Annotated in this window: 25 protein-coding genes; 3 read left to right on the plus strand and 22 right to left on the minus strand. The window is 71.0% G+C overall.

Annotation, left to right across the window (positions count from 1 at the left end; translation table 11 throughout):
• The first annotated feature begins 56 nt into the window (after positions 1–56).
• A complete protein-coding gene (locus ACFHVL_RS14550; RefSeq protein ID WP_416628320.1) occupies positions 57–530 on the plus strand; it encodes a hypothetical protein in 474 nt (157 codons plus the stop codon).
• Positions 531–563: 33 nt separating this feature from the next.
• Here the strand turns inward: ACFHVL_RS14550 and hisF are convergent, their stop codons facing one another.
• From hisF to hisD, 8 genes are read right to left on the minus strand one after another with little or no spacing between them, the layout of a single operon-like run.
• The gene (hisF, locus tag ACFHVL_RS14555; RefSeq protein ID WP_416628322.1) at positions 564–1,346 is read right to left on the minus strand and encodes an imidazole glycerol phosphate synthase subunit HisF; all 783 of its coding nucleotides are present in this window, start codon (positions 1,344–1,346) and stop codon (positions 564–566) included.
• Positions 1,343–2,089, minus strand: coding sequence for a bifunctional 1-(5-phosphoribosyl)-5-((5-phosphoribosylamino)methylideneamino)imidazole-4-carboxamide isomerase/phosphoribosylanthranilate isomerase PriA (gene priA / locus ACFHVL_RS14560; protein ID WP_416628324.1), 747 nt, complete (start codon positions 2,087–2,089; stop codon positions 1,343–1,345). The genes hisF and priA overlap by 4 nt, the downstream gene beginning before the upstream one ends.
• Positions 2,090–2,115: 26 nt before the next feature.
• Positions 2,116–2,442 carry a hypothetical protein gene (locus ACFHVL_RS14565; protein ID WP_416628326.1) on the minus strand — a complete coding sequence of 109 codons (327 nt, stop codon included), beginning with the start codon at positions 2,440–2,442 and terminating at the stop codon, positions 2,116–2,118.
• Positions 2,439–3,104 carry an imidazole glycerol phosphate synthase subunit HisH gene (gene hisH, locus ACFHVL_RS14570; RefSeq protein ID WP_416628328.1) on the minus strand — a complete coding sequence of 222 codons (666 nt, stop codon included), beginning with the start codon at positions 3,102–3,104 and terminating at the stop codon, positions 2,439–2,441. Before hisH ends, ACFHVL_RS14565 begins: the two co-directional genes overlap by 4 nt.
• Positions 3,104–3,274, minus strand: a complete 171-nt coding sequence (locus ACFHVL_RS14575; protein WP_416628329.1) for a hypothetical protein — start codon at positions 3,272–3,274, stop codon at positions 3,104–3,106. Before ACFHVL_RS14575 ends, hisH begins: the two co-directional genes overlap by 1 nt.
• A 1-nt stretch (position 3,275) precedes the next feature.
• Positions 3,276–3,887, minus strand: coding sequence for an imidazoleglycerol-phosphate dehydratase HisB (gene hisB, locus ACFHVL_RS14580; protein WP_416628330.1), 612 nt, complete (start codon positions 3,885–3,887; stop codon positions 3,276–3,278).
• Positions 3,884–5,068, minus strand: a complete 1,185-nt coding sequence (locus ACFHVL_RS14585) for a histidinol-phosphate transaminase (protein ID WP_416628331.1) — start codon at positions 5,066–5,068, stop codon at positions 3,884–3,886. The genes hisB and ACFHVL_RS14585 overlap by 4 nt, the downstream gene beginning before the upstream one ends.
• Positions 5,065–6,420: a histidinol dehydrogenase gene (hisD, locus tag ACFHVL_RS14590; protein WP_416628332.1), complete on the minus strand. Its 1,356-nt coding sequence runs from the start codon at positions 6,418–6,420 to the stop codon at positions 5,065–5,067. The genes ACFHVL_RS14585 and hisD overlap by 4 nt, the downstream gene beginning before the upstream one ends.
• 87 nt (positions 6,421–6,507) lie before the next feature.
• On the opposite strand from hisD, the gene ACFHVL_RS14595 reads away from it, so the two are divergent.
• Entirely contained in the window at positions 6,508–7,209 is a 702-nt protein-coding gene (locus ACFHVL_RS14595) for an LON peptidase substrate-binding domain-containing protein (protein ID WP_416628334.1), read from the plus strand.
• Here ACFHVL_RS14595 and ACFHVL_RS14600 read toward each other — a convergent pair.
• The gene (locus ACFHVL_RS14600) at positions 7,124–8,041 is read right to left on the minus strand and encodes a DUF2567 domain-containing protein (RefSeq protein WP_416628336.1); all 918 of its coding nucleotides are present in this window, start codon (positions 8,039–8,041) and stop codon (positions 7,124–7,126) included. The genes ACFHVL_RS14595 and ACFHVL_RS14600 overlap by 86 nt on opposite strands.
• Before the next feature lie 30 nt (positions 8,042–8,071).
• Positions 8,072–11,608, minus strand: coding sequence for a DNA polymerase III subunit alpha (gene dnaE, locus ACFHVL_RS14605; protein ID WP_416628337.1), 3,537 nt, complete (start codon positions 11,606–11,608; stop codon positions 8,072–8,074).
• 187 nt (positions 11,609–11,795) lie between these two features.
• Between dnaE and ACFHVL_RS14610 the strand changes: the two genes are divergently transcribed.
• Positions 11,796–13,358 (plus strand): hypothetical protein, encoded by a 1,563-nt coding sequence (locus tag ACFHVL_RS14610; RefSeq protein ID WP_416628339.1) that lies wholly within the window; start codon positions 11,796–11,798, stop codon positions 13,356–13,358.
• A 28-nt stretch (positions 13,359–13,386) separates the two neighbouring features.
• Here ACFHVL_RS14610 and ACFHVL_RS14615 read toward each other — a convergent pair whose 3' ends face one another.
• The 12 genes from ACFHVL_RS14615 to ftsZ form a co-directional block, all read right to left on the minus strand.
• On the minus strand, positions 13,387–14,796 hold the full coding sequence (locus tag ACFHVL_RS14615; protein WP_416628340.1) for an AAA family ATPase: 1,410 nt from the start codon (positions 14,794–14,796) through the stop codon (positions 13,387–13,389).
• A 231-nt stretch (positions 14,797–15,027) separates the two neighbouring features.
• Positions 15,028–16,152, minus strand: coding sequence for a hypothetical protein (locus ACFHVL_RS14620; protein WP_416628342.1), 1,125 nt, complete (start codon positions 16,150–16,152; stop codon positions 15,028–15,030).
• 59 nt (positions 16,153–16,211) lie between these two features.
• Complete coding sequence (locus ACFHVL_RS14625; protein ID WP_416628344.1) at positions 16,212–17,153, minus strand: RluA family pseudouridine synthase; 942 nt, start codon at positions 17,151–17,153, stop codon at positions 16,212–16,214.
• Positions 17,150–17,785 carry a signal peptidase II gene (lspA, locus tag ACFHVL_RS14630; RefSeq protein WP_416628395.1) on the minus strand — a complete coding sequence of 212 codons (636 nt, stop codon included), beginning with the start codon at positions 17,783–17,785 and terminating at the stop codon, positions 17,150–17,152. The genes ACFHVL_RS14625 and lspA overlap by 4 nt, the downstream gene beginning before the upstream one ends.
• Positions 17,786–17,834: 49 nt before the next feature.
• Complete coding sequence (locus ACFHVL_RS14635) at positions 17,835–18,254, minus strand: TraR/DksA family transcriptional regulator (RefSeq protein ID WP_416628345.1); 420 nt, start codon at positions 18,252–18,254, stop codon at positions 17,835–17,837.
• Positions 18,255–18,609: 355 nt separating this feature from the next.
• Positions 18,610–18,933, minus strand: a complete 324-nt coding sequence (locus ACFHVL_RS14640) for a DUF167 domain-containing protein (RefSeq protein WP_416628346.1) — start codon at positions 18,931–18,933, stop codon at positions 18,610–18,612.
• A gap of 22 nt (positions 18,934–18,955) precedes the next feature.
• Positions 18,956–19,639 (minus strand): hypothetical protein, encoded by a 684-nt coding sequence (locus tag ACFHVL_RS14645; protein WP_416628348.1) that lies wholly within the window; start codon positions 19,637–19,639, stop codon positions 18,956–18,958.
• Between the two features lie 52 nt (positions 19,640–19,691).
• Positions 19,692–20,495: a DivIVA domain-containing protein gene (locus ACFHVL_RS14650; RefSeq protein ID WP_326552820.1), complete on the minus strand. Its 804-nt coding sequence runs from the start codon at positions 20,493–20,495 to the stop codon at positions 19,692–19,694.
• A 40-nt stretch (positions 20,496–20,535) separates the two neighbouring features.
• Complete coding sequence (locus ACFHVL_RS14655; protein WP_416628350.1) at positions 20,536–20,841, minus strand: YggT family protein; 306 nt, start codon at positions 20,839–20,841, stop codon at positions 20,536–20,538.
• A gap of 27 nt (positions 20,842–20,868) precedes the next feature.
• Positions 20,869–21,573, minus strand: coding sequence for a cell division protein SepF (locus tag ACFHVL_RS14660; RefSeq protein WP_416628351.1), 705 nt, complete (start codon positions 21,571–21,573; stop codon positions 20,869–20,871).
• Positions 21,574–21,761: 188 nt separating this feature from the next.
• Positions 21,762–22,475, minus strand: coding sequence for a YggS family pyridoxal phosphate-dependent enzyme (locus ACFHVL_RS14665; protein WP_416628397.1), 714 nt, complete (start codon positions 22,473–22,475; stop codon positions 21,762–21,764).
• A gap of 86 nt (positions 22,476–22,561) precedes the next feature.
• Entirely contained in the window at positions 22,562–23,680 is a 1,119-nt protein-coding gene (gene ftsZ / locus ACFHVL_RS14670) for a cell division protein FtsZ (RefSeq protein ID WP_416628353.1), read from the minus strand.
• Positions 23,681–23,869 lie beyond the last annotated feature (189 nt).

Here is a 23,869-nt window from a genome sequence, read left to right on the forward strand (position 1 = left end):
GTCCACAGCCAAGCACAGGAGTTCCGCCCGCGCGCCCGGCGCGGCATCATTGGCTGATGATGGACGAGGGGTGGGCTTGGTCGGACGCGTGGATCTTCGTCTCGGTGGTCATCGCGGGCAAGGTTGGTCGGCACCGGCGCTCGCCGCTGAGCCGCCGGCCCGAGGGCGTACGGCTGGTCGACGTGCTCGCCACCGCGGAACACCTCAACCAGGCGATTCCCGACCGTGCGGAGATCGAGACCGGGGTACGCCGGCTACTCGGTGCCGACCTGATCTCGGTCACCGACGGCTGGTTCCAGGTCACCCTCTCCGGTGAGCAGCTGTGGCGCGACCGCCCCCGTGGCGGGCTGACCACGACGGTGGACAGCGTGCACGGCGTGCTGACCCGCCGGTACGCCACGGCGGACAACGACTGGCGCCTCGACGACCAGGACCACAACGCGGCGATGGTCGAGTACACCGGCCGGCTGCTGCCCACCCCCCGGCAGTCGGTGGAGAACTCGACCGTCGCCCAGCGCGGGCCGGGCTGACCCCGTGCCGCCGGGCCGCCCCCGGCCGGCGGGTCAGCGCACCGGGTGGCCGGCGGCGCGCAGCTCCTGCTTGACCGCGCCGATCGTCAACTCACCGAAGTGGAACACGCTTGCCGCGAGAACCGCGTCGGCGCCGGCGGCGACCGCCGGCGGAAAGTGCCCGGTCGCGCCGGCCCCGCCGCTGGCGATCACCGGGATGTCGACGACCGCCCGCACCGCGGCGATCAGCTCCACGTCGAAACCGCTCTTGGTGCCGTCCGCGTCCATCGAGTTCAGCAGGATCTCCCCCGCCCCCAGCTCAGCGCCGCGCCGCGCCCACTGGACCGCGTCGATCGCGGTCCCCCGACGACCACCGTGGGTGGTGACCTCGAAGCCGCTGGGCGTGTCGCCGCTGGCGATCGTCTGCGGGCCGGCCCGGCGGACGTCCAGCGACAACACCAGCACCTGCCGGCCGAACCGGTCGGCGATCTCGGCGATCAGCTCCGGGCGGGCGATCGCCGCCGTGTTCACCCCGACCTTGTCCCCTCCGGCCCGCAGCAGGGTGTCCACGTCGACCACCGACCGTACCCCGCCGCCGACCGTGAGCGGGATGAACACCGACTCGGCCGTCCGCCGCACCACGTCCAGCATCGTGCCCCGGTCGTCGGAGGAGGCGGTGACGTCGAGGAAGGTCAGCTCGTCGGCACCGGCGGCGTCGTACGCCGAGGCCAACTCGACCGGATCCCCTGCGTCGCGCAGGTCGACGAAGTTGATCCCCTTCACCACCCGGCCGGCGTCGACATCCAGACACGGGATCACCCGGACCGCCACCGTCACGGCTGGTCACCCGAGGTCGCGGCGTCACGCAGCGCGGCGAGCGCCTCGGCGACGGTGAACGCGCCGGCGTAGAGCGCCTTACCGGCGATCACGCCCTCCACTCCGATCGACTCCAAGGTGGCCAGTGCGCGCAGGTCGTCCAGGGCGGAGACACCGCCGGAGGCGATCACCGGTGCGTCGGTCCGGGCGCAGACCTCGCGCAGCAGGTCCACGTTCGGCCCCCGCATGGTGCCGTCCTTGGTGATGTCGGTGACCACGTACCGGGCGGCACCGGCCTTGTCCAGCCGTTCCAGGATCTCGAAAAGGTCCCCGCCCTCGCGGGTCCAGCCCCGGGCCGCGAGGGTACGCCCACGCACGTCCAGCCCGATCGCCACCCGGTCGCCGTACTCGCCGACGACCCGGTCACACCAGACCGGATCCTCCAGCGCGGCGGTACCGATGTTGACCCGGGCGGCGCCGGTACCCAACGCGGCGGCGAGGGACTCGTCGTCGCGGATGCCCCCGGACAACTCCACCGCCACGTCGATCTGCCGGACCACCTCGGCGAGCAGGTGGGCGTTGCTGCCCCGGCCGAACGCGGCGTCCAGGTCGACCAGGTGGATCCATTCCGCGCCGTCACGCTGCCAGGTCAGCGCAGCCTCCAGCGGGTCACCGTAGGAGGTTTCGCTGCCGGCGGCACCCTGGACCAGGCGAACGGCCTGGCCATCGGCGACATCGACAGCGGGAAGCAGAATCAGCGTCACGGAAAGATCTCCTCGAGATGGTGGATTCAGGTACGCCGGCCGAGCGCGATCACCACGGCGGCCGGCGCCACGAGCAACAGGACGGCGATCAGGAGCAGGCGCAACGCCATGTCGGGCACGGCCAGCCACACCACGACCAACGAGGCCACGGCCGACACGGCGATCCCGGCCCGTTCGGTCCGGCTGCGCCGGACGAACAGTCGGCCGGTCCGCCCGCCGGGGCGGCGTGGGGTGAGCCGGCGCAACGTCGCCTGGCGGCGCTTCCGACGGGTGGTGCTGCGGGCCCGGGCCGCCCGCTCCTTCTCCTGCTGCGCGAGCCGCACCGCCCGACGACGGGCCCGTTCCTTGCTCACCGGATCTCCCGCCGGTCGTTGCCACCCTGGCCGAGGCTCGCCAGCCAGTTACCCAGCAGAGCGGCCCCGGTCTGGGCGGACTTCTCCGGATGGAACTGGGTCGCCGACAGCGGCCCCCGCTCGGCCGCCGCGACGAAACCGCCTTCGTGGTCGGCCGTGGTCACCAGCGCGCCGGCCGCGGTCAGCGGATCGACGGCGAGCGCCGCGTACGAGTGGACGAAGTAGAACCGGGCGTCGGGCGGCAACCCGGCGAACAGCGCGCTGCCGGCCGGCGGCCCGACCGTGTTCCAGCCCATGTGCGGCACCCGCTCGGCGGGCAACCGGCGCACCCCGCCGGGCAACAGTCCGAGCCCCTTGGTGACCACGCCGTGCTCCTCGCCGTACTCGAAGAGGATCTGCATGCCGACGCAGATACCCAGTACCGGCCGCCCGGCGGCGACCCGGCCGGCGATCGTCGCAGCGGCACCCAACGCGTCTATGCCGGCCATGCAGGCGGCGTACGCGCCGACGCCCGGCACCACCAGCCCGTCGGCCGCCTCGGCGGCGGCCAGATCGGCGGTGACGGTCACCTCGGCACCGGCCCGCGCCAGGGCACGCTGCGCGGAACGCAGGTTGCCGGAGCCGTAGTCGAGCACCACGACCCGAGGCGTACGCGGGACCATCAGTCACCTCCGGGCAGCAGCCAGAACACGCCGCCAGCGGCGGCCAGCAGGGCCAGCCCGGCGGCCAGCCCGACGGAGCTGCGGCCGGCACCTTGCCGGTGCAGCGACCAGGCACCGCCGACCAGCACTCCGGCGAGCGCGAACAGCGCCACCGGCAGGAAGCTGCCCACGTTACAACGCACCCTTGGTGCTGGGCACCGCGCCAGCGGATCGCGGATCGACCGCCACCGCCTCGCGCAACGCCCGGGACACCGCCTTGAACTGGGCCTCGACCACGTGGTGCGCGTCCGGGTGCCCGCCGTCGCGCGCCGCCCGCAGCACCGACACGTGCAGGGTGATCATCGCGGAGTGGCCGAGGGACTCCCAGATGTGCCGGGTCATGCTGGTCGGGTAGACCGGCCCGATGTACGGCGCGAGAGCCGGCTCGTCGTGCACGACGTACGGCCGGCCCGACAGGTCGATGGCGGCCCGGACCAGCACCTCGTCCATCGGGATGGTCGCCGAACCGTACCGCCGGATGCCGGCCTTGTCCCCGAGCGCCTGGCGCAGCGCGGTACCCAGGGCGATGGCGGTGTCCTCCATCGTGTGATGTGCGTCGATCTCCAGGTCACCGACGGTCCGCACGGTCAGGTCGAAGCCGCCGTGCCGGGCGATCTGGTTGAGCATGTGGTCGTAGAAGCCGACACCGGTGCTGATGTCGGCTGCGCCGGTGCCGTCGAGACCCAGCTCGACCAGCACCTTCGTCTCGGCCGTGGTGCGCTCCACCCGCGCCGTGCGGCTCATGTCGTCACTCCGTTCCCAGTCATCGAGGTGACCTCAGCCGGTGCGGTGAGATCAGCCGGTGCGGTGAGATCAGCCGGTGCGGTGAGATCAGCCGGTGCGGCCAGCTCGGCCATCGCGGTCAGGAAGGCGTCGGTCTCCTGGGGCGTACCGGCCGTCACCCGCAGCCAGCCGGGCAGCCCGACGTCGCGGACCAGCACCCCGCGCTCCAGCAGCCCCCGCCAGACCGCCCGCTGATCCCCACCGACGCCGAACAGCACGAAGTTGGCGTCACTGTCGGCGACGCGCAGCCCGAACTCCCGCAGCCGCGACACGATCCGGTCCCGCTGCTGCTTGATCACCGCTACGGTACCGAGCAGCGTGTCCCGGTGCGCCAGGGCGGCCCGGGCGGCCGCCTGGGTCAACGCCGAGAGGTGGTACGGCAGCCGCACCAACTGGACCGCGTCGACCACCGCCGGATGCGCAGCCAGGTAGCCGAGCCGACCCCCGGCGAAGCCGAACGCCTTGCTCATCGTCCGGGTCACCACCAGACGTGGGTGCGCCGGCAGCAGCTCCAGCGCGCTGCGGGTGCCGGGCCGGGCGAACTCGGCGTACGCCTCGTCCACCACGACGATCCCGGGCGCGGTGGCCAGCACCGCGTCCACCACCGCCGGGTCCAGGGCCGTCCCGGTCGGGTTGTTCGGCGAGCAGAGGAACACCAGGTCCGGCCGGTGCTCGGCGACCTGCGCCACGGCGTCCGCCGTGGTCAGCCCGAAATCGGGCCCGCGGCGGCCGTCCACCCACCGGGTGCCGGTACCCAACGCCAGCAGCGGATGCATCGAGTACGCCGGGGTGAAGCCCAACGCCACCCGGCCCGGCCCGGCGAACACCTGCAGCAGCTGCTGCTGGATCTCGTTGGACCCGTTGGCCGCCCACACCCCGGCCGGGGTGAGCCCACGACCGAGATAGCCGGCCAGGTCGGTCCGCAGCGCGGTCGCGTCCCGGTCCGGATAACGGTTGAGCTCCCGCAGCTCGGCGGTGACCGCGGTGGCGATCGCGTCGACCACCACCTCCGGCAGCGGATAGGAGTTCTCGTTGGTGTTGAGCCGCACCGGCACGTCCAGCTGCGGTGCCCCGTACGGGTCACGCCCCCGGAACTCCTCGCGGATCGGCAGGTCGTCGAGGGTGAACGGGACGCCGGTCACCGGGTCACCGCCGGTTCCGCCGGCTGGTCGGCACCGGCCGCGTCGGCGAACCTGGCCCGGACCGCCTGGCCGTGCGCCGGCAGGTCCTCCGCGTTCGCCAGGGTGACCACGTGGCCAGCGACGTCACGCAGCGCGTCGGCGTCGTACTCGACCAGGTGGACGCCGCGCAGGAACGACTGCACCGACAGCCCGGAGGAGTGCCGGGCGCAGCCGCCGGTGGGCAGCACGTGGTTGGAACCCGCGCAGTAGTCACCGAGCGAGACCGGCGAGTACGCCCCGACGAAGATCGCGCCGGCGTTGCGTACCCGAAGTGCCCACTGCCGCGCGTCGCGGGTCTGGATCTCCAGGTGCTCGGCGGCGTACGCGTCGACCACCGCCAGCCCTGCGTCGAGGTCGTCGACCAGCACGGTGCCCGACTGGACGCCGCCGAGCGCGGTGGTGATCCGCTCGGCGTGCTTGGTCACCGGCACCTGCCGGGCGAGTTCACGGTCGACCGCGTCGGCGAGCTCGGTCGACGGGGTGACCAGCACGCTCGCCGCGAGCGGGTCGTGCTCGGCCTGGCTGATCAGGTCCGCGGCGACATGCACCGGGTCGGCGGTGTCGTCGGCGAGGATGGCGATCTCGGTCGGCCCGGCCTCGGCGTCGATACCGACCACCCCGCGCAGCAGCCGCTTCGCGGCGGTGACCCAGATGTTGCCCGGGCCGGTGATCACATCGACCGGGGCGCACCGTGTCGCGCCGTCCGGATCGGCGTCGGCACCGTAGCCGAGCATCGCGATCGCCTGGGCACCGCCGACGGCGTACACCTCGTCGACACCGAGCAGCGCGCAGGCGGCCAGTACCCGGGAGTCGGGCAGCCCGCCGTTGTCCTGCTGCGGCGGACTGGTCACGACCAGCGACGCCACCCCGGCGACCTGGGCGGGGACCACGTTCATCACCACCGTGGAGGGGTACACCGCCAGCCCGCCGGGCACGTAGAGCCCGACCCGGGCGACCGGTATCCACCGCTCGGTGACCGTGCCACCGGGCACCACCCGGGTGGTGACGTCGGCTCGGCGCTGGTCGCCGTGCACCCGCCGGGTGCGGTCGATGCATTCCAGCAGCGCGGCGCGGACCTCGGGGTTCAGGGCGCGCTCGGCGGCGGCGAGCGCCTCGGCCGGCACCCGCAACCGTGGGGGGCTGACCCCGTCGAACCGCTGCGCGGCGTCCCGGATCGCCGGGTAACCATGGTCGCGGATCCCCTCGACCAGTGGGCGAATACGCTCGACGGCCACGGAGACGTCGAGCTGGGCACGGGGCAGCAGGCCACGCGGGTCGCGCGACCCGCCGCGCAGGTCGATCCGGTTCAGCACGTCTGCGAGTCTAGGCGTCCTCTCAGCAGCCGGACGCTGGCCGTCCAGCGGACGGGACGGCGTGGGGGGCCACGCTAGGCTCGACCAGTGGGTCAGCGGCTGCCGGTCTTTCCGCTCGGGACGGTGCTCTTCCCAGGCTTGGTGCTGCCTCTGCACATCTTCGAGGACCGCTACCGGGCACTGGTCCGGCACCTGACCAGCCTCCCCGAGGGCGTCACCAGGGAGTTCGGGGTGGTGGCGATCCGCCGTGGCTGGGAGGCGCTGCCGACGACGGGCCCGCCCGGCACGCCAGCACCGACCTCGGTCAGTCTGCACGAGGTGGGATGTACCGCCGAGCTGCGGCAGGTCACCGAGTTGCCGAACGGCCGGTACGACATCGTCACGGTGGGTCGGCGCCGGTTCCGGATCACCGATCTGGCCAACGAGGGAACCCCGTACCTGACCGCGTCGGTGCGCTGGCTGCCGGAACCGGCCGGGTCGGAGGAGCTGGCCGACCGGCTGGCGCCCCAGGTGCTCGCGGTGTTCCGGCAGTACCTGGAGCTGGTCCGCACCGACTCCGCCGAAATCGCCGAGCAGTTGCCGGAGCAGCCGACGGTGCTGTCCCACCTGGTGGCGGCGACGGCGGCGTTGACCATCGGTGAGCGGCAGGCGCTACTGGCGGAGCCGGACACCGCCCGGCGGCTGCGCACCGAGCTACGGATGCTCAGTCGGGAGGTCGCACTGCTGCGCCGGGTGCGGGCGGTGCCGGTCCCGTTGCCGGAGTTGGCGGTGCCGGCGAGCCCGAACTGACCGGCTGCTCGGGGCCAGTCGTGGACTCGGGGCCGGGCCCGGATTCAGCCTCGGGCCCGAATTCAGCCTCGGGCCCGAATTCAGCCTCGGGCCCGAATTCAGCCTCGGGCCCGGGGCGCAGGCTCGGGTAGCGCGACCAGCCGGCCAGCAGCGTGTAGGCCAGTACCGCGCCGAACGCCGGAGCGCCGAACGCGCCGGTGATGGCCGGCAACACCCCGAACCACAGGTCGAAGTCACCGGCCTGCAGGTCCGGTGGCCGGCTCAGCTGGGCACCGAGTTCGGCCGACTCCAGCGCCTGACGGTAGCCGGCGAGGCCAATCTGTCGGCCCACTGCCCAGGCGACGCCGGCCGCGCCCAGCCCGCCGAAGGTCACGGCGAGCAGGCCCACCGGCCCGCGCAACCGGGGCAGCAGCGCCCAGGCCAGGACCGCGGCGAGGACCCCGAATCCGAGCCCCAGCAGCCCGAACCAGCCGTCGGCGGCCACGAAGTACTCCGGGTCGGCACCGCGTACCGCCGCCCCCTGCTCGGTCTTCACCACCGGGATCCACGGTGCCAGCATCGACCAGGCGACGCCGAGCGGAACACCGCCGATCACCGTCGCCGCGAGGACCACCGGCCCGGACCACCATCGCGGTCCGACGCCGGGCGGCACCGCTGGCGGGCGCCCGCCGGTCAGGTCATCCAGCGGTACGCCGCCCGGCGACCCGGCCGTCACGGGTTCGGGCGGCGACCCGGCCGTCACGGGTTCGGGCGGCGACCCGGCCGTCACGGGTTCGGGCGGCGACCCGGCCGTCGGGTCGTCGGGCGGGCCGGCGTCGGTCGTCGAACTCACCCGATGATCCTAGTGACTTCCGCTCGGCGCTCAGCCCGCCACGGCGGTAGGGCCGAGGAGTGCCTTGAGGTCGGCCATCAGTGCGGTGGTGGGGGCGACCCGGTGCGGGCCGAGGCGGAGCAGGGTGGCGCGGGTGCCGTTGACGAGTTTGACGTGGACCTCGGCGGAGCCGGGGTGGCTGGTGAGGACGTCGCGCAGGTTGTCGACCAGGGGTGGTGTGCAGCGGGCCGGTGACAGGGCGATGACGATGGGTTTGATCTCGTCCGCCGAGGTGATCTCGGGTAGGGACATGTCCATGGCCATCAGTCGGGGCTGGTCGTCGCGGCGGTCGACGCGGCCTTTGACCACGACGATGGCGTCCTCGGCGATGTACTGGCCGACGACCTCGTAGGTGTTGGGGAAGAACAGCACCTCGACGGCGCCACCGAGGTCCTCCAGGGTGGCCGAGGCCCAGGCCCGGCCCTGCTTGGTGATCCGTCGTTGCACGCCGGAGAGGATGCCGGCCAGGTTGATCACGCTGCCGTCAGCGACCGCGCCGTCCTCGGCGAGGGTGGCGATGGACATGTCGGCGGCGGCGGACAGGACGTGTTCGACGCCGAACAGGGGATGGTCGGAGACGTACAGACCGAGCATTTCGCGTTCGAAGGTGAGCAGGTCGGTCTTGTCCCACTCGTTGTCCGGGATCGGTGGAGTGACGATCATCGGGCCCGCGCCGTCGGCGTCGGCGGCGCCGAACGCGTCGCCGAACAGATCGTACTGACCGACCGCCTCGTTCTTCTTGAGGTGCATGAACGAGTCGATGGCGTCGGCGTGCACGGTCAGCAGGCCGCGACGGGTGTGGCCGAGGGAGTCGAACGCGCCGGCCTTGATCAGCGACTCGACGGTGCGTTTGTTGCAGGCCACCGGGTCGACCTTGCGCAGGAAGTCGTAGAAGTCGGTGTAGGCGCCCTTGTCCTTGCGGCAGCGGGCGATCGCGTCGACGACGTTGGTGCCGACGTTGCGCACGGCGGCGAGGCCGAAGCGGATGTCGGAGCCGACGGCGGTGAACCGGGCGCCGGAGGCGTTGACGTCCGGCGGCAGCACCTTGATCTTCATCCGCCGGCACTCGGCCAGGTAGACAGCGGCCTTGTCCTTGTCGTCGCCGACGCTGGTCAGCAGCGCGGCCATGTACTCGGCCGGGTAGTTGGCCTTGAGGTACGCGGTCCAGTAGGAGACCAGGCCGTAGCCGGCGGTGTGCGCCTTGTTGAAGGCGTAGTCGGAGAACGGGACCAGGATGTCCCACAGGGTCTTGATCGCCTCGGCGGAGTAACCCTTGTCCCGCATGCCCTGGGAGAACGGCACGTACTCCTTGTCGAGGATCTCCTTCTTCTTCTTGCCCATCGCCCGGCGCAGCAGGTCGGCGGCGCCCAGGGTGTAGCCGGCGAGTTGCTGGGCGATCGCCATGACCTGCTCCTGGTAGACGATCAACCCGTAGGTGTCACCCAGGATGTCGGCGAGGGCCTCGGCCAGCTCGGGGTGGATCGGCACCACCGGTTTGCGGTTGTTCTTGCGGTCGGCGTACTCGTTGTGCGCGTTGGCACCCATCGGGCCCGGCCGGTACAGGGCGAGGACCGCGGAGATGTCCTCGAAGTTGTCCGGCACCATCGAGCGCAGCAGCGAGCGCATCGGGCCGCCGTCGAGTTGGAACACGCCGAGGGTGTCGCCGCGGGCGAGGAGTTCGTAGGCCGCCTTGTCATCCAGCGGCAGATCCTCCAGGACGAGGTCGATGCCCCGGTTCTCGGTGACCCCGGCCACGCAGTCGTCCATCACGGTGAGGTTCCGCAGGCCGAGGAAGTCCATCTTCAGCAGGCCGATGGACTCGCAGGCGCCCATGTCCCACTGGGTGATGATCGCGCCGTCCTGTTCCCGCTTCTGGATCGGCAACACGTCCACGAGGGGATCGCGGGACAGGATGACCCCGGCTGCGTGCACCCCCCACTGGCGTTTGAGCCCTTCGAGGCCTTTCGCCGTGTCCACGATCTTGCGGACCTCGCCGTCGGACTCGTACAACGCCCGAAACTCCACCGCTTCGGGATAGCGCGGATGCTTGGCGTCGAAGATGCCGGTCAGCGGGATGTCCTTGCCCATCACCGGCGGCGGCATCGCCTTGGTGATCCGGTCGCCCATCGCGAACGGGTAGCCCAGCACCCGGGCGGCGTCCTTGATCGCCGCCTTCGCCTTGATCGTGCCGTAGGTGATGATCTGCGCGACACGTTCCTCGCCGTACCGCTCGGTGGCGTAGCGGATCATGTCGCCGCGTCGGCGCTCGTCGAAGTCCATGTCGATGTCGGGCATCGACACCCGGTCCGGGTTGAGGAACCGTTCGAAGAGCAGGCCGTGCGGGATCGGGTCCAACTCGGTGATGCCGAGGGCGTACGCGATCAGCGCGCCGGCCGCCGAGCCACGGCCCGGGCCGACCCGGATCCCTTCCCGTTTGGCGTAGTCGACCAGGTCGGCGGTGACCAGGAAGTAGCCGGGGAAGCCCATCTTGAGGATCACGTCGAGTTCGTACTCGGCCTGCTTGCGGTGACCGTCCGGGACGCCGCCGGGGAAGCGGCGGTCCAGGCCGCGCAGCACCTCGGCGCGCAGGAACGACTCCTCGGTCTCGCCGGCCGGAACGGGGAACTGCGGCATCAGATCCCGGGAGGCGAACAACGCCGAATAGTCGCCGATCTTTTCGGCGATTTCCAGCGTGTTGTCACACGCTCCCGGCACTTCGGAGTCCCACAGCTTCCGCATCTCGGCAGCGGACTTCAGGTAGAAGTCGCGGGCGTCGAACTTGAACCGTTTCGGATCCGCCATCGTGGAACCCGACTGGACACACAGCAGGACCTCGTGCGCCTCGGCGTCCCGCTCATGGGTGTAGTGCAGATCGTTGGTGGCGATCGGCTTCAGGTTGAGTCGTTTGCCGAGCCGGATCAGATCGGTGCGGATTCGGGTCTCGATGTCGAGTCCGTGATCCATCAATTCAAGATAGAAATTGTCCGCCCCGAAGATGTCACGAAACTCGGCGGCCGATTCACATGCCTTCTCGAAGTTGCCGATCCGCAGCCAGGTCTGAACCTCACCGGAGGGACAGCCGGTCGTCGCGATGAGCCCTTTTCCGTACTGGTGCAGCAGTTCACGGTCGGCGCGCGGCTTGTAGAAGTAGCCCTCCAGGCTGGCCCGTGAGCCCAGTCGGAACAGATTCCGCAGGCCGTCGGCGTCGGCCGCGAGCATCGTCATATGCGTGTACGCGCCACCGCCGGAAACGTCGTTCTCGCCACCGTCGGCCCACCGCACCCGGGTGCGGTCCCGCCGATCCGTGCCCGGCGTCAGATAGGCTTCCAGGCCGATGATCGGCTTCACCCCGGCACCGGTCGCCTGCTTGAAGAAATCGTACGCACCGAAAAGATTTCCGTGGTCCGTCATCGCCAACGCCGGCATTTCCAGCCGATTCGCCTCGGCGAACAACTCCTTCAGTCGGGCCGCCCCGTCGAGCATCGAATACTCTGTGTGCACGTGAAGATGCACAAACGAATCGGACACCGACCGGCCCCCCTTCTCCCGTCCCGGCTACGACCGAACGACCTTATCGCCTCGCGCACCGGCGACGCACGCTGGCGCGCAGACCCACCCCCGATCCGTCAGCCAGCACTGACCGCGCACACCGACAAGTCCGACACGAAGCACACGCAGTGCGACCCAGTAACCACGAAGGGTCTACCGTCTTGGGGTGACCGCAGCCCGCCAGAAACTCACGTCAGCCGCCAGAGCCGGCGCGATCAGCGCCGAGGTGGTCGTCAGCGTCGGTGTCGCGTTCGGGTTCCTGGCATGGAGTAGCACCATCGATGTCGATCCCATGGATCGCCGCGGACAGGTCAGTGGACTCGCCGCGCTCCAGTTCCGGTTCGCGGTACTCGCGGCGGTGCTCGTCGTCGCGATGCTGGTGGCCCGCCGGCTGCTCGCCCCGGCGCACCGCTACCACGTCGGACGAATCGGCTGCGCCGCCGTGGCCGGGCTCGCCACCAGCCTGGTGGCCGGCGGGATCGCGGTGGCGCTCGACGGCACCCGGACGTCGCTGTGGGCCGGCGGCGGCGACTACGAATGGATCCTGGACTGGACCGCGAAGCTGTGGGCCGGGCAGGAGATCTCCGACCACTACCCGCCGGTCGTGTTCTGGCTGATCGGCGCCTGGGGCAGACTGACCGGTCAGGAACACCTCTTCGCGCTCAAGGACCTCCAACTCGCCGGCACCGCCCTGTTCGGCCCGGCGGCGTACCTGTCGTGGCGGCTGGTGCTACGCCCGGTCTGGGCGGTAGCCATCGGCGTGCTGGCGATGCTGCCGTTGATCGAGCCAGTCAAGCCGTACCCTCAGATCACCCTGGTGATGCTGCTGCCCGTACTGGTCAAGTTCCTGTCCGTGCTTCGCAGTGCCGACCGGCTGAGCCCACGACGGGCCCTGGTGTCCGGGCTGCTGGCCGGCGTCGGCTTCGGACTGCTCTTCCTGCTCTACTCCGGGTGGTACGTCTGGTGCGCCGGCGGGATGGTGCTCGCCTGCGCCTTCCTCGCCCCCTGGCGGCGCGGCTGGCGCCCCGCGCTGCTTCTCGGTGGGGCCGCCGTCGCCAGCTTCCTCGCGGTCGGCTGGGTGCACCTGCGTGGGCTGCTCGCCCCGACCGGCGGCACGTCGGACGACTACTTCTACTTCGACACCGACACCGAACCGACGTACATCGCGATGTGGCGCAACGACCGACCGGCGGACGTCGGACCGGTCTGGCCACCCATCGGCGAACTCGGCGGAGTCGGGGTGTTCACCCTGCTGCTCGCGGCCGGTCTCGGGGTGGCGATCGTCCTGGGCTGGCGGCACAGCATCGTGATCGCCGCCGGAGCCTGTGCCACCAGTGCCTGGTTCCTGCGGATGTGGCTGGCCAGCGAGCAGTGGGAGACGCAGACCGTACGGCTCTACCCCCGGACCACCGCTGTCGTCCTCTACTGTCTGCTGGTCCTGACCGGGTTCGGGGTGATGCTCGCGATCCGGCACTGGCGCAGACGCCTCTACGGCGGCGAGACCCGCCGGCCAGCCGCGCCGGTCGGCCTGCTGCTGATTCCGGTGCTGTTCGTGCTCGCCTCGGCCGGTTCCGCCACGGCGAACCGCTACATGCCCGACGAACGTGTCGACCACGCCGGCTACTTCGCCTGGATCGCCCAGACGAAGCCCTACCCGGACGGGCGCTGCTCCCGATGGGGCGTGGCGCACGGCTGCGTGCCACGGTCCGAGCGCCAGCCAGCCGACTGAATCCGATGGCCACCGGTGCGCACCGGTGTCACCGAACGAACGGCTCCAGCATGATCGAGGCAGCCTGCAACCAAGCCTGCCGGGTCTCCGGCAACAACTGCACGTACTCGATCGACGACCCGGTCTCCAGCGCCGGGTCGTACGGGACCACCGCGACCGCCCGGGTCCGGGTGGCGAAATGCCGGCGCAGGTCCTCCAGCAACGGCGCGGGGCCCGGGGTCGGACACGACAGCAGGGTGACCGCGTTCTCCACCAGATCACCCATGCCGACGTCGTGCAGCAGGTCCAGCATCCAGTCGGCGGTGAACGCCGCGTCCTCGCGCGGCACGCAGGTGACCACCAGCTGATCGGCCGCCTGCAGCACCGTCTGCCAGTTGGCGCTCTCCACGTTGTTGCCGGTGTCCACACAGATCACGTCGTGGGTACGGCGGAGCAGTTCGAGCACCCGCCGCACCGTCTGCGGGTCGAGCCGCTGCGCGAACCGGGGGCTCTCCTCACCGGCCAGCACGTCGTACGACCCGTCCGAGGCGTGCCGCAGGTAGTCGTCGAGCCGATCGGTCAACTCGTACCCGTGGCTGTTCTCAATCTCCATCAGATCCGAGATCAGATGCCGGATCGTCCGCGCGTGCCGGGCGCTACCGGCGCGCAGCCCGAGCGTGCCACGTAGCTCGTTGTCGTCCCAGGCGAGCACACCTCGGCCTCGTACGCTGCCGATCGTCGCGGCGGCCAGCACCGTCGCGGTGGTCTTGTGCACACCGCCCTTCGGGTTCGCGAACGCCAGCACCCGAGGCATGCCGAGGTTGCGGCGCAACACGCCGACCGCCCGGTCGACCTCGGCGTCGGGTCGGCTCTCCCGCCACTCGATCTGGGCCGGGTAGCCGCCAGCATCCGAAGGGGGCGGCTGCCCCGGCTCCGCCTCGCCTCGACGTGGTAGCTGCGGGCCCGCCAGGGCACCCGGCTGGGCCGGCATGACTGGGGCGGACGGGGCGAAGATCGCCGGTTGTTCCGGGGCAGGGTATCCCGGCTGCGGCGGGTAGCCGCCCCGATCGGTGGTCGGTCCGGGCATCACCGGATAGTTCGGTGCGTAGCCACCGGGTGCCGCCAGTACGGCGTACCGGCTCGGGCCCGGCTCTGGCGCCGCGGGTGCCGGCTGACGGCCGCCGGGCTGGCGCTGATCGGCGGGATGCCCTTGGTCGGCAGGCCAGCCGGGGCTGGGCGGCTGCCCCTCGTCGGGTCGGTAACCGGGCGGCGGAGCCACGCCGTTGGGCACCGGTGCGGCACCTCGACGGCTATCCCTCGGCTGGGGAACCTCCGCGTTACGCTCGGCGATCTCCGGATTTTCCCCGGTGCGGCCAGCGAGGCGGGCACGGTCCAGCAGCGCACGCCAGCGCGGCGCTGGTTCCGCAGGCCGGCCCCAGCCGGTCTCGGTGCCGTCCACGGCTCGCCTCCCAGCGCTATCGGTCCCCCTCACAGGCTACGAAGCTAAACCTGTTCAGGCCACACCACCAAAGGCTATTGGTTGCCCCGGCGTGACATCTCCGCTGGGCACCCGCACCTGGGCACCCCGACCATCACCCGGCGATGATCACCGTGGCACACGGGGTAGCCTACGGAACCGCGCCGGCCCTGGTTGGTACCGGCCCTTGCGTAATCGCTCGGCGTCTGTCGGTCACCCATCGACGTCCCGTCCTGCGGTCGGGGTCGCGGAGACGGTGGGCCTCGGTACCAGCGTCGCCGATGCCGACGGCGCCGTCGACGGTACGCTCGCGACACCCGACGGAGACCCGTCGACCGGCGAGGGGACGGCCGACAGCCGACTCTCGGTCGCCGGTGGGCCCGTCGGGGCCTCGTCGGACACCGCCTCGGTCGCCGGCTCGCCGCCGGGCGACGCGCTGTCCGGCGTCGGATCGCCGGACACCTGCGGGGTGCCGGGCGACGCGAGGTCCGGGTCGACACTCAACGGAGGCCCGACACTTGTCAGGCCGGCGTCACCGACCGGTACCACCTCGTCGTACTCCGGCAGCGGGGGCAGGAACACCGCCCGGTCCAACCGCCGAACCTCGGGCGCGGGATCCACCGCCCGGACCTCGACCTGGGTGGCCAGCTCACGCAGGGCGGCGGGGGTGCCGCGCACCACCGCCGCGAACACGCAGGCGCAGTACCGCCGATAGGCGTCGGCCTCGGCGGTGGCCACCCGGGCGCCTTCGTCGTACGCCTTCCACAGGTCCAACTCGGCGGCCCGACCGAGTTCGGCGACCCGACGTCGGTAGTCGGTTGCCTCGCGGGTCTTGCGTTGCGCGACCTGGTCCATGCCGACGAGGACGTCCTCGGGCAGCCGGAAGGCGGGCATCCGGATCACCTGGGTCTGGGTGTGTGCCAACGGCACCCGCAGGTACATCTCCTCAGCGGACACTCCGGACAGCACCGGCGCCAGCCGACCAGGCGGCAGGTACTCACTGAACGTCACGAGCGCGTAGCTGTCGCCGGCCGGCGCCGGTGGTGCCGGCCACACCGAAAGCGTGGCGAGTTCGCCGCGGGCGGCCAACAGGTAGTCCGGGATGGAATCGCCCTCGGCGACTCCTACCTGGACGACGTCGTCAACCGTCGAAATGGCTGCGCCACCGTCATGACCCGCCGCCCACATCGCCGTCACGAGCACCGAGGTCACCGACACCGCGGCGACGCCGATCAGCAGCCACGGCCGCACCGGCCGCTGGGTGACGCCGACGGCTGCGTCCACAAGCAACGGCAGCAGCCGCCGGTCGATCCGCCGAAACAGGTCACCGGCACGCACGGACCACTCCCCTCCCTGGTCACGGGATGGTTGCTCGACAACTGTGCGCGTACGGGGATTCACTCGCCGAGCACGGCGAGAGCACGCTTCAAGTCGTCAGGGTAGTCGCTGCGGAAGCTAACTTCTTCGGCCGTACGGGGGTGTATGAAACTGAGCGCACGGGCATGCAACCACTGGCGGGTCAGTCCGAGTCTGGCGGCGAGTGTCGGGTCGGCACCATACGTCAGGTCACCCACGCAGGGATGCCGCAGCGCGGAGAAGTGCACCCGGATCTGGTGGGTCCGGCCGGTCTCCAACCGGACGTCGACCAGACTGGCGGCCGGAAATGCCTCCACAGTCTCGTAGTGGGTGATGCTCGGCTTGCCGCCGGAGACCACCGCCCAACGGTAGTCGTGGGTGGGATGGCGGTCGACCGGCGCGTCGATCGTCCCCCGCAACGGGTCGAGATGGCCCTGCACGACCGCGTGGTAACGCTTGTCCACCTCACGTTCCTTGAAGGCCCGCTTCAGAAGGGAGTAGGCCTGCTCGCTCTTGGCCACCACCATCAGCCCGCTGGTGCCGACGTCGAGACGGTGCACGATGCCCTGGCGCTCCGCCGCCCCGCTGGTGGCGATGGTGTGCCCGGCGGCGGCCAGCCCGGCGAGCACGGTCGGGCCGCTCCAACCCGGACTCGGGTGGGCGGCCACGCCGACCGGCTTGTCCACCACGACGATGTCCTCGTCGGCATGGACGACGCCGAGCCCGTCGACGGCCCGAGCGACGACCACCGGCGCGACGGCCGGCGCGGGAAGTACCACCTCCAGCCAGGAGCCGGCGCTCACCCGGTCGGACTTCTGCCGGGTAACGCCGTCCAGCGCCGCGTCACCCGACTCCACCAGCGCCGCCGCGGCGGTTCGCGACAGGCCGAACAGCCGGGACACCGCCTGGTCGAGACGGATCCCGTCGAGGCCCTCCGGTACGGGCAGTGAACGGCTCTCGCCGGTTCGGGCGGAAAGGTTCATCGTTCGGCTCTCCCAGTAAGACGGCGCCCGTCGCGCTGGCGCCCGGTCAGCTCCAGCAGCACGGCGAGTAGCACGCCGCACACCAGTGCGCTGTCGGCGATGTTGAAGATAGGAAACACCTGACCGTGAGGGTGGAAGACACTGAACATGTCGACCACGTGTCCGAGGAACGGACCAGGTGCGCGGAACATACGGTCGAGAAGATTGCCGAGCGCTCCGCCGAGGATCAGGCCGAGGGCGACAGCCCAGGGCGCCGACCGCAGGCCACGGGCCAGCCAGCCGATCCAGCCGAGCACGACGACGGTGACCAGCGGGAAGACCCACGTGTGGTCGGACCCGATGCCGAACGCGGCACCGCTGTTGCGGATCAGCGTCAGGTAGAGGGCTCCACCGAGCAACCGCACGGGTTCACGGTCGGCGAGGGCGCTGAGCGCCCACTGCTTGGTGCCGAGATCCACGAGCAGGGCGCTCACGGCAGCCAGAGCGAAGATCCACAACGCCCGCCCGGTGGCGCGGGTACGCACCGGCTCCGGGCCCGCTGGTGGGTCCGGAGCCGGGGACGCGCTGCTCGGCGGCCGGCCGGCGGCACGGGTGCCGTCGGATGCCGGGCGCTGCCGTGGGTCGGCGGACAGCTGCCCCTCCCTCCATCGCGGGAGCGGCCGGCTGCGTCTGCCGGGCCGGCTAGCGGCGCTCCTCAAGCTGCTTACAGGTCACACAGAGGGTCGCTGAGGGAAAGGCGGCGAGCCGTTCGACCGGGATGTCCGTACCGCACCGCTCGCACCAGCCGTAGTTGCCCTCGCCCAACCGCTCAAGTGCCCGTTCCACCTGGTTGATGCGATCCAGGATGTTCTTGGCGAGAGAGATCTCCTGCTCACGTTCGAACGTCTTCGTACCGGTATCGGCCTGGTCGTCGCCGGCCGAGTCGGTCAGCCGCTCCCGCTGCAGCTCGGCGATCTCGCTCAACGTCTGATCATACTCGGTACGCAACTCGTCCCGACGGACCTGCAGGGCAGATTGGATCTTGGTGGTCTCGGCCGCGCTTCGCGTCGCCCGAGCCGCCGGCCTACGGGTGGCGGTCTTCGTGTCGGCTGGCTTCGCCATCGTCGCTCCCTCGGGCCGCGTCACCTGCGGCAGTCAGCGGTGCCTGTACGGGATCCTCCGGCGCCGGCAGGCCCTACCGGCGCAGTGTGGATGATCGTCGGACGGGCCACGGGCCCCGTCCGGCGCACCGCGTGCGTCAGCTCGGCCATGCTGCCTCCAAGCACAAAACGGGCGTACAACATGCTCGTTGCACACTCCGGAGAACCGCAAGGATACGGAACGTGAAGGCATCCGACAACAACGGCGCAGCATTCGCCCCGCACTGTCATGATTCGCCCACAGCAAAAGGGGCGAAAGGCACCTTATCACGAAGAACAGCGAGATCTACCAAAGGACGCTGACCTGGACGCGCCGGTCAGCCGTCCCGAAGCCGGTCCACCCGACTCGCGATCCCGGCAACCGCAGCGGGCGGAGCGGCCACGGAGAACAACTTGTCGCGGCTGCTGGCACCGGTGTGCAGCGCAACCCACCGGACCGGGATGTCGAGCGCCTCGGCAAGAGCCCGCCGGGCCGCCTCGGTAGCCCGCCCGTCAACCGCCGGCGCGGTCACCGCGATCACCAAAGCGAGACCCCTCGCCCCGGCGTGGGCACCGCCGACCCGGGTTCGCGACGCGCCCGGCTTGACCCGGACGGCGACCACCAGCGGCCTCGCGGCAGCCGGCGACGATGAGTCGGCCACGGTCCGGATACCCCGAGACCGATCAGACCCGACCGGCCTGTGCCAACAGGACCCGATTCGGCTCGCAGAGGCTGCATGGGGTGAATCCCAGCTCCAGCGCCTCGCGCACCGGCAGCGGCTCGCCCTGCCTGGCCAGCAGGTGGACACAGTCCGCCCGGTGGTAACGGGGCCGACCGTCGACCACGACGACGTCCGCGTCGACCTGGGACAACCGCTCCACGTCCGGCCCGGCCATCTCCTCGGCGGCCGGCTCGTCCGGCGGGTCGCCGTCCGCCGCAGCGGTGGCCCCGCTGGCGGACTCGACCGGATCGTCGGGCTCCGCGGCGGAGAGGTCGCCGACCGGACCGGTCGACTGCCGGGCGATCGGCGCGGCCGGGTGTGGCGAGGATGCCGACGGCGCGGGGTGTGCCGGCGGTGCCTGATGTGGCGGTTCGGCCCCGCCCACGCCGCCGTGCGGGCCGACCGCGACGTGCCACCGGGAGTCGGGATCAGCCAGGCCAGGATACGTTTCGGGCGCGACACCGCCGTCGGGGTCGAGCGAGGCCGACCGCGCTGCCGCCGCCTGCCGGGCTCCGGCCACCAGGGCGACCGCGGCGAGCAGGCTCGCCACGATCGATCCGACCAGCAGCATGCTGGAACCGCTCGCCAGCCCGAGGACGAGCAACGTGACGGCGACGAGGATGAGCAGCAGACTCGCGACTATCACGGCTCACCCCCGCCACACCGTTGCTGGCTTGTCCCCCGTGGGAAACCCGGCCTCAGCGGCCGGCCTCGAGAGCGCTGGAGCGTCCCCCGCCGTACGAGCTGGCCAGGCCGGCAGCGGCCAGACCACCCGAGCCGGCAGCGGACCGCCCGCCCTCGACCCGGCCCATTTCGGCTTCGAGGCCCTGCCCGCGACCGTCGAGGTCCCGCAGCTGGCTCTCCAGGTAGGCCTTGAGCCGGGTGCGGTACTCGCGCTCGAACTGCTTGAGCTCCTCGATGTGCTTCTGCAGGGCGGTGCGCTTGGCGTCCAGCCCGCCCATCGCCTCCTGGTGACGCTGGCGCGCGTCCCGCTCCAGCGCGTCGGCCTTGGCCCGCGCCTCGCGGGTGACCTCCTCGGCCTTGGTCCGCGCGTCAGTGAGCAGCTTGTCGGCCTCCCGGCGAGCGTCGGAGACGTGGTCGTCCGCCGTGCGCTGGGCCATCATCAGCACCCGCAGTGCCTGCTGCTCGCCGTCGCCACCGACTCCGCCGGGGCCGCCGGTGGAGCGGACCTGCTCGAGCTCCGCCTGCATGGCTCGGGCCGCCTGCTCAGCGGCGGCCTTGTCCCGCTGTACTCGGTCGAGCTGGGCCTTGACGTCGTTCAGCTCGGCAGCGAGGCGTGGATCGGCACCCGGGCCGGCTGGCCCGCCGCGTCCACCGCGCTCCACCTGGGCGCGCAGCTCGTTGTTCTCCTCGATCAGACGGGCGAGCTCGCGCTCGACCTCGTCAAGGAAGGCATCGACCTCCTCCTCGTCGTACCCCCGCTTGCCGATCGGAGGCTTTTTAAAGGCGACGTTGTGGACGTCGGCCGGGGTAAGCGGCATCGAAACTCCTCGGGTCAGTTGCGGCCGCGTAGCGCGCCGGTCAGTTGGTTGCCCTGATCAGCGGCTCCACCACGAACCTCATCAGCACGAACAGGATAACCAGGAGCACAAGGGAGGCCAGGTCGAAGCTCACGGTACCAATTCGCAGTGGTGGGATCACCCGCCTCAACGCCTTGAGAGGGGGATCAGTGACGCTCCACACCGATTCCAATCCAGCGGCGGCCCCCCGCCCGGGTTGCCAACGCCTCCCGTACTGCAGTACCGCACTCAGGACAAACCTCGCCAACAGGGTGAGCAAAAATACGTACAGGAGCAGATACAGGACTTGGAACAAGATCGACAACACAGCAGGTGAGGTCCTCGGGTCTGGTTGTTAGCTCAGGCTGAAAAATCCACCCTCGGCGATCTTGGCCTTGTCCTCCGCAGTGACCTGGACGTTGGCCGGTGAGAGTAGAAACACCCGGTTGGTCACACGTTCGATCGTACCGCGCAGACCGAACGCCAGACCGGCAGCGAAATCAACCAGACGGCGGGCATCAGCCTCATCCATCTCGGTGAGGTTGATGATCACCGGGGTGCCGTCCCGGAAGTGCTCGCCGATCGTACGGGCCTCCCGGTAGGTCGTGGGGTGCAGCGTGGTGATCTGGTAACGCTGCTCCTCCTCGGCGACCACCACCCGCTCGCGCACCACCGGCTGTGGCGCGAGAGCCAGGTTGTCCCTGGTCGGGTAGGAAGATCCGGCCGAGCTATCGGCACCGGTGCGGGTGATCGAACGCACACTCGCCCGCTCGGTGCGCTCCGGCTCCGCGACCCGGGACTCCCGGTCGACAGCCCGGTGCTCGCGCTCGGCGGCCCGGGCGTGCATCCGATCCGAGGGGCGCAGCCGCTCCACCGCAGGGCGGGCACGCGGCGGTGGATCGTCCGGCTCCTCGTCGTCGGCGAACTCGTCGGCGTACCGGCTGTCGCGGTAACGCGACTCGCGGTACCCACCCTTCTCGTACCCACCGTCGTCGTAGCCCCGGTCGTCGTCCTCCTCGACCAGGCCTAGCCAGACCCCCGCCTTGCGCAGTGCACCCATGCCGCGCCCCTCCGTCCGCCGTGCGGCCCGCACCCCCGCCGTGCCGCTGTCGCGCGTGAACACTGCAGTGCCCACCGGTCCGAGTCGTCCCCCCGTCCGTAACCTGTACCCAGTCACGGACGTCGACCCCCGACTACGGGGAGCCCGTCTCAAACAACACTGATGTAGTTTGGTACCCCGGCGCCAGGCTACCGTAGCGTTGGACGGTTTCCGAGCAACGCACTTCCGACACGTACATGTGTCGCGCCGGCGGCGATCGCCGCCTCCAGGTCGCCGCTCATCCCGGCCGACATGATCGATGCACCCGGAACCGCCGCCCTGACCTGGGCGGCGATCTCCGCGAGCCGCACGAACGCCGGCTCGGCCGGCTTGTCCAACGGCGCCACCGCCATCACCCCGGCCAGTCGGAGATCGGACTGGGTCGCGACGGCGTCGACGACCGGCCAGAACCCGTACGCGGGGTCTGCCGAGTCGACCGACGCGCCGCCGCGGCCGGTCCCGCCGTCGAGGCTGACCTGGACCAGCACGTCGAGCGGCCGGTCCCGCAGCCCACCCGCCGCGGCCGCCAGCGCCCGGACGAGCGGCACCCGGTCCACCGACTGCACCAGGTCGGCGTAGGCCACCACCGAACGACACTTGTTGCGCTGCAGTTGCCCGATGAAGTGCCAGCGCGGCGGTGGTACCGCCGGATCGGCGGCGACCGCCGCGGCCTTCGGCGCCGCTTCCTGGTCCCGGTTCTCACCGAAATCGGTGACCCCGAGGCCGGCGAGCAACCGCACGTCGGTCACCGGATGGGTCTTGGTCACCGCGACCAGCGTCAGCTCGTCCGGGGCCCGGCCGGCGGCCGCCGCCGCGTCAGCGAGTCGGGCACGGACCTGAGTTAGCCGGTTCGCCAATTCCATCTGCCGCTGGGCGAGCGCCTCGGGCAGCGGCGCGGTGCCGGGCGGATGGCCGGCGCCGACGGGGGTCTGACCCGCCCGGGCGTCGGTCACGAGCCGTTCTTGAGAAAGTCCGGCACGTCCACGTCGTCGAAGAGCACCCGCCGGGTCTGCTGGGTGGGTGCCTGCGGAGCCGGCGTGACCGCCGGGCCGGCGGGCGCGGCGGGCGAGACCGGCGCGGGTGAGATCTTGCGCGGGGCCTCGGCCGGCTTGTAAGCGGGCGCGCCGCCGTCGAACCCGGCGGCGATCACGGTGACCCGCACCTCGTCGCCGAGCGCGTCGTCGATGACCGCCCCGAAGATGATGTTGGCGTCGGCATGGGCAGCGTCGGTGACCAGCTGCGCCGCGTCGTTGATCTCGAACAGACCCAGGTCCGAGCCGCCGGCGATGGACAGCAGTACACCCCGGGCACCGTCCATGCTCTGCTCCAGCAGCGGGCTGGAGATGGCCGCTTCGGCCGCCTCCACCGCGCGGTTCTCGCCCCGGGCGCTGCCGATGCCCATCAGGGCGCTGCCGGCACCGCTCATCACGCTCTTGACGTCGGCGAAGTCCAGGTTGATCAGGCCCGGCGTGGTGATCAGGTCGGTGATCCCCTGCACACCGGAGAGCAGCACCTGGTCTGCCTGGCGGAAGGCGTCCATCATGCTGATGCCGCGGTCACCGAGCGCGAGCAGCCGGTCGTTCGGGATGACGATCAGGGTGTCGCACTGGTTGCGCAGCTCCTCGATGCCGGCCTCCGCCTGCACCTGTCGCCGCTTGCCCTCGAAGGAGAACGGCCGGGTGACCACCCCGATGGTCAACGCGCCGAGCTTGCGGGAGATGTTGGCGACCACCGGGGCCCCGCCGGTGCCGGTGCCGCCGCCCTCGCCACAGGTGACGAAGACCATGTCGGCGCCCTTGAGGACCTCCTCGATCTCGTCGCGGTGGTCCTCGGCCGCGTTCTTGCCCACATCCGGGTTCGCTCCGGCACCGAGGCCACGGGTCAGCTCCCGGCCGACGTCGAGTTTGACGTCCGCGTCGCTCATCAGCAGGGCCTGCGCGTCGGTGTTGATCGCGATGAACTCGACACCCTTGAGACCAACCTCGATCATCCGGTTGACGGCGTTCACGCCGCCGCCACCGATGCCGACGACCTTGATGACCGCCAGGTAGTTGTGCGGAGGTGTCATCGGGTGCCTTCCCTTCGAGATTGGCGGGCGCCGGCCCGACCTGACCCAGGTGGATCAGGCAGGACGGACCCGTCGGTGCCGAGAGCGGGACGGAACCCTAACCCTCTACTAGAGGGTTAGGGTTATGTCAACCACTAAACCTCTCGGGGCAACGTATGCGCACGTACCGCGCGATCCAAGGACCGCGAC

The organism is Micromonospora sp. LOL_023 (genome assembly GCF_048060115.1).
Classification (GTDB): domain Bacteria; phylum Actinomycetota; class Actinomycetes; order Mycobacteriales; family Micromonosporaceae; genus Micromonospora_E.

Coding starts and splice junctions, on each gene's coding strand:
- ACFHVL_RS14550 (WP_416628320.1), top strand. CDS start 57: ATGATGGACGAGGGGTGGGCTTGGTCGGACGCGTGGATCTTCGTCTCG.
- hisH (WP_416628328.1), bottom strand. CDS start 3,104: ATGGTCCCGCGTACGCCTCGGGTCGTGGTGCTCGACTACGGCTCCGGC.
- hisB (WP_416628330.1), bottom strand. CDS start 3,887: ATGAGCCGCACGGCGCGGGTGGAGCGCACCACGGCCGAGACGAAGGTG.
- ACFHVL_RS14625 (WP_416628344.1), bottom strand. CDS start 17,153: ATGAACCTTTCCGCCCGAACCGGCGAGAGCCGTTCACTGCCCGTACCG.
- ACFHVL_RS14635 (WP_416628345.1), bottom strand. CDS start 18,254: ATGGCGAAGCCAGCCGACACGAAGACCGCCACCCGTAGGCCGGCGGCT.
- ACFHVL_RS14650 (WP_326552820.1), bottom strand. CDS start 20,495: ATGCCGCTTACCCCGGCCGACGTCCACAACGTCGCCTTTAAAAAGCCT.
- ACFHVL_RS14660 (WP_416628351.1), bottom strand. CDS start 21,573: ATGGGTGCACTGCGCAAGGCGGGGGTCTGGCTAGGCCTGGTCGAGGAG.
- ACFHVL_RS14665 (WP_416628397.1), bottom strand. CDS start 22,475: ATGGAATTGGCGAACCGGCTAACTCAGGTCCGTGCCCGACTCGCTGAC.
- ftsZ (WP_416628353.1), bottom strand. CDS start 23,680: ATGACACCTCCGCACAACTACCTGGCGGTCATCAAGGTCGTCGGCATC.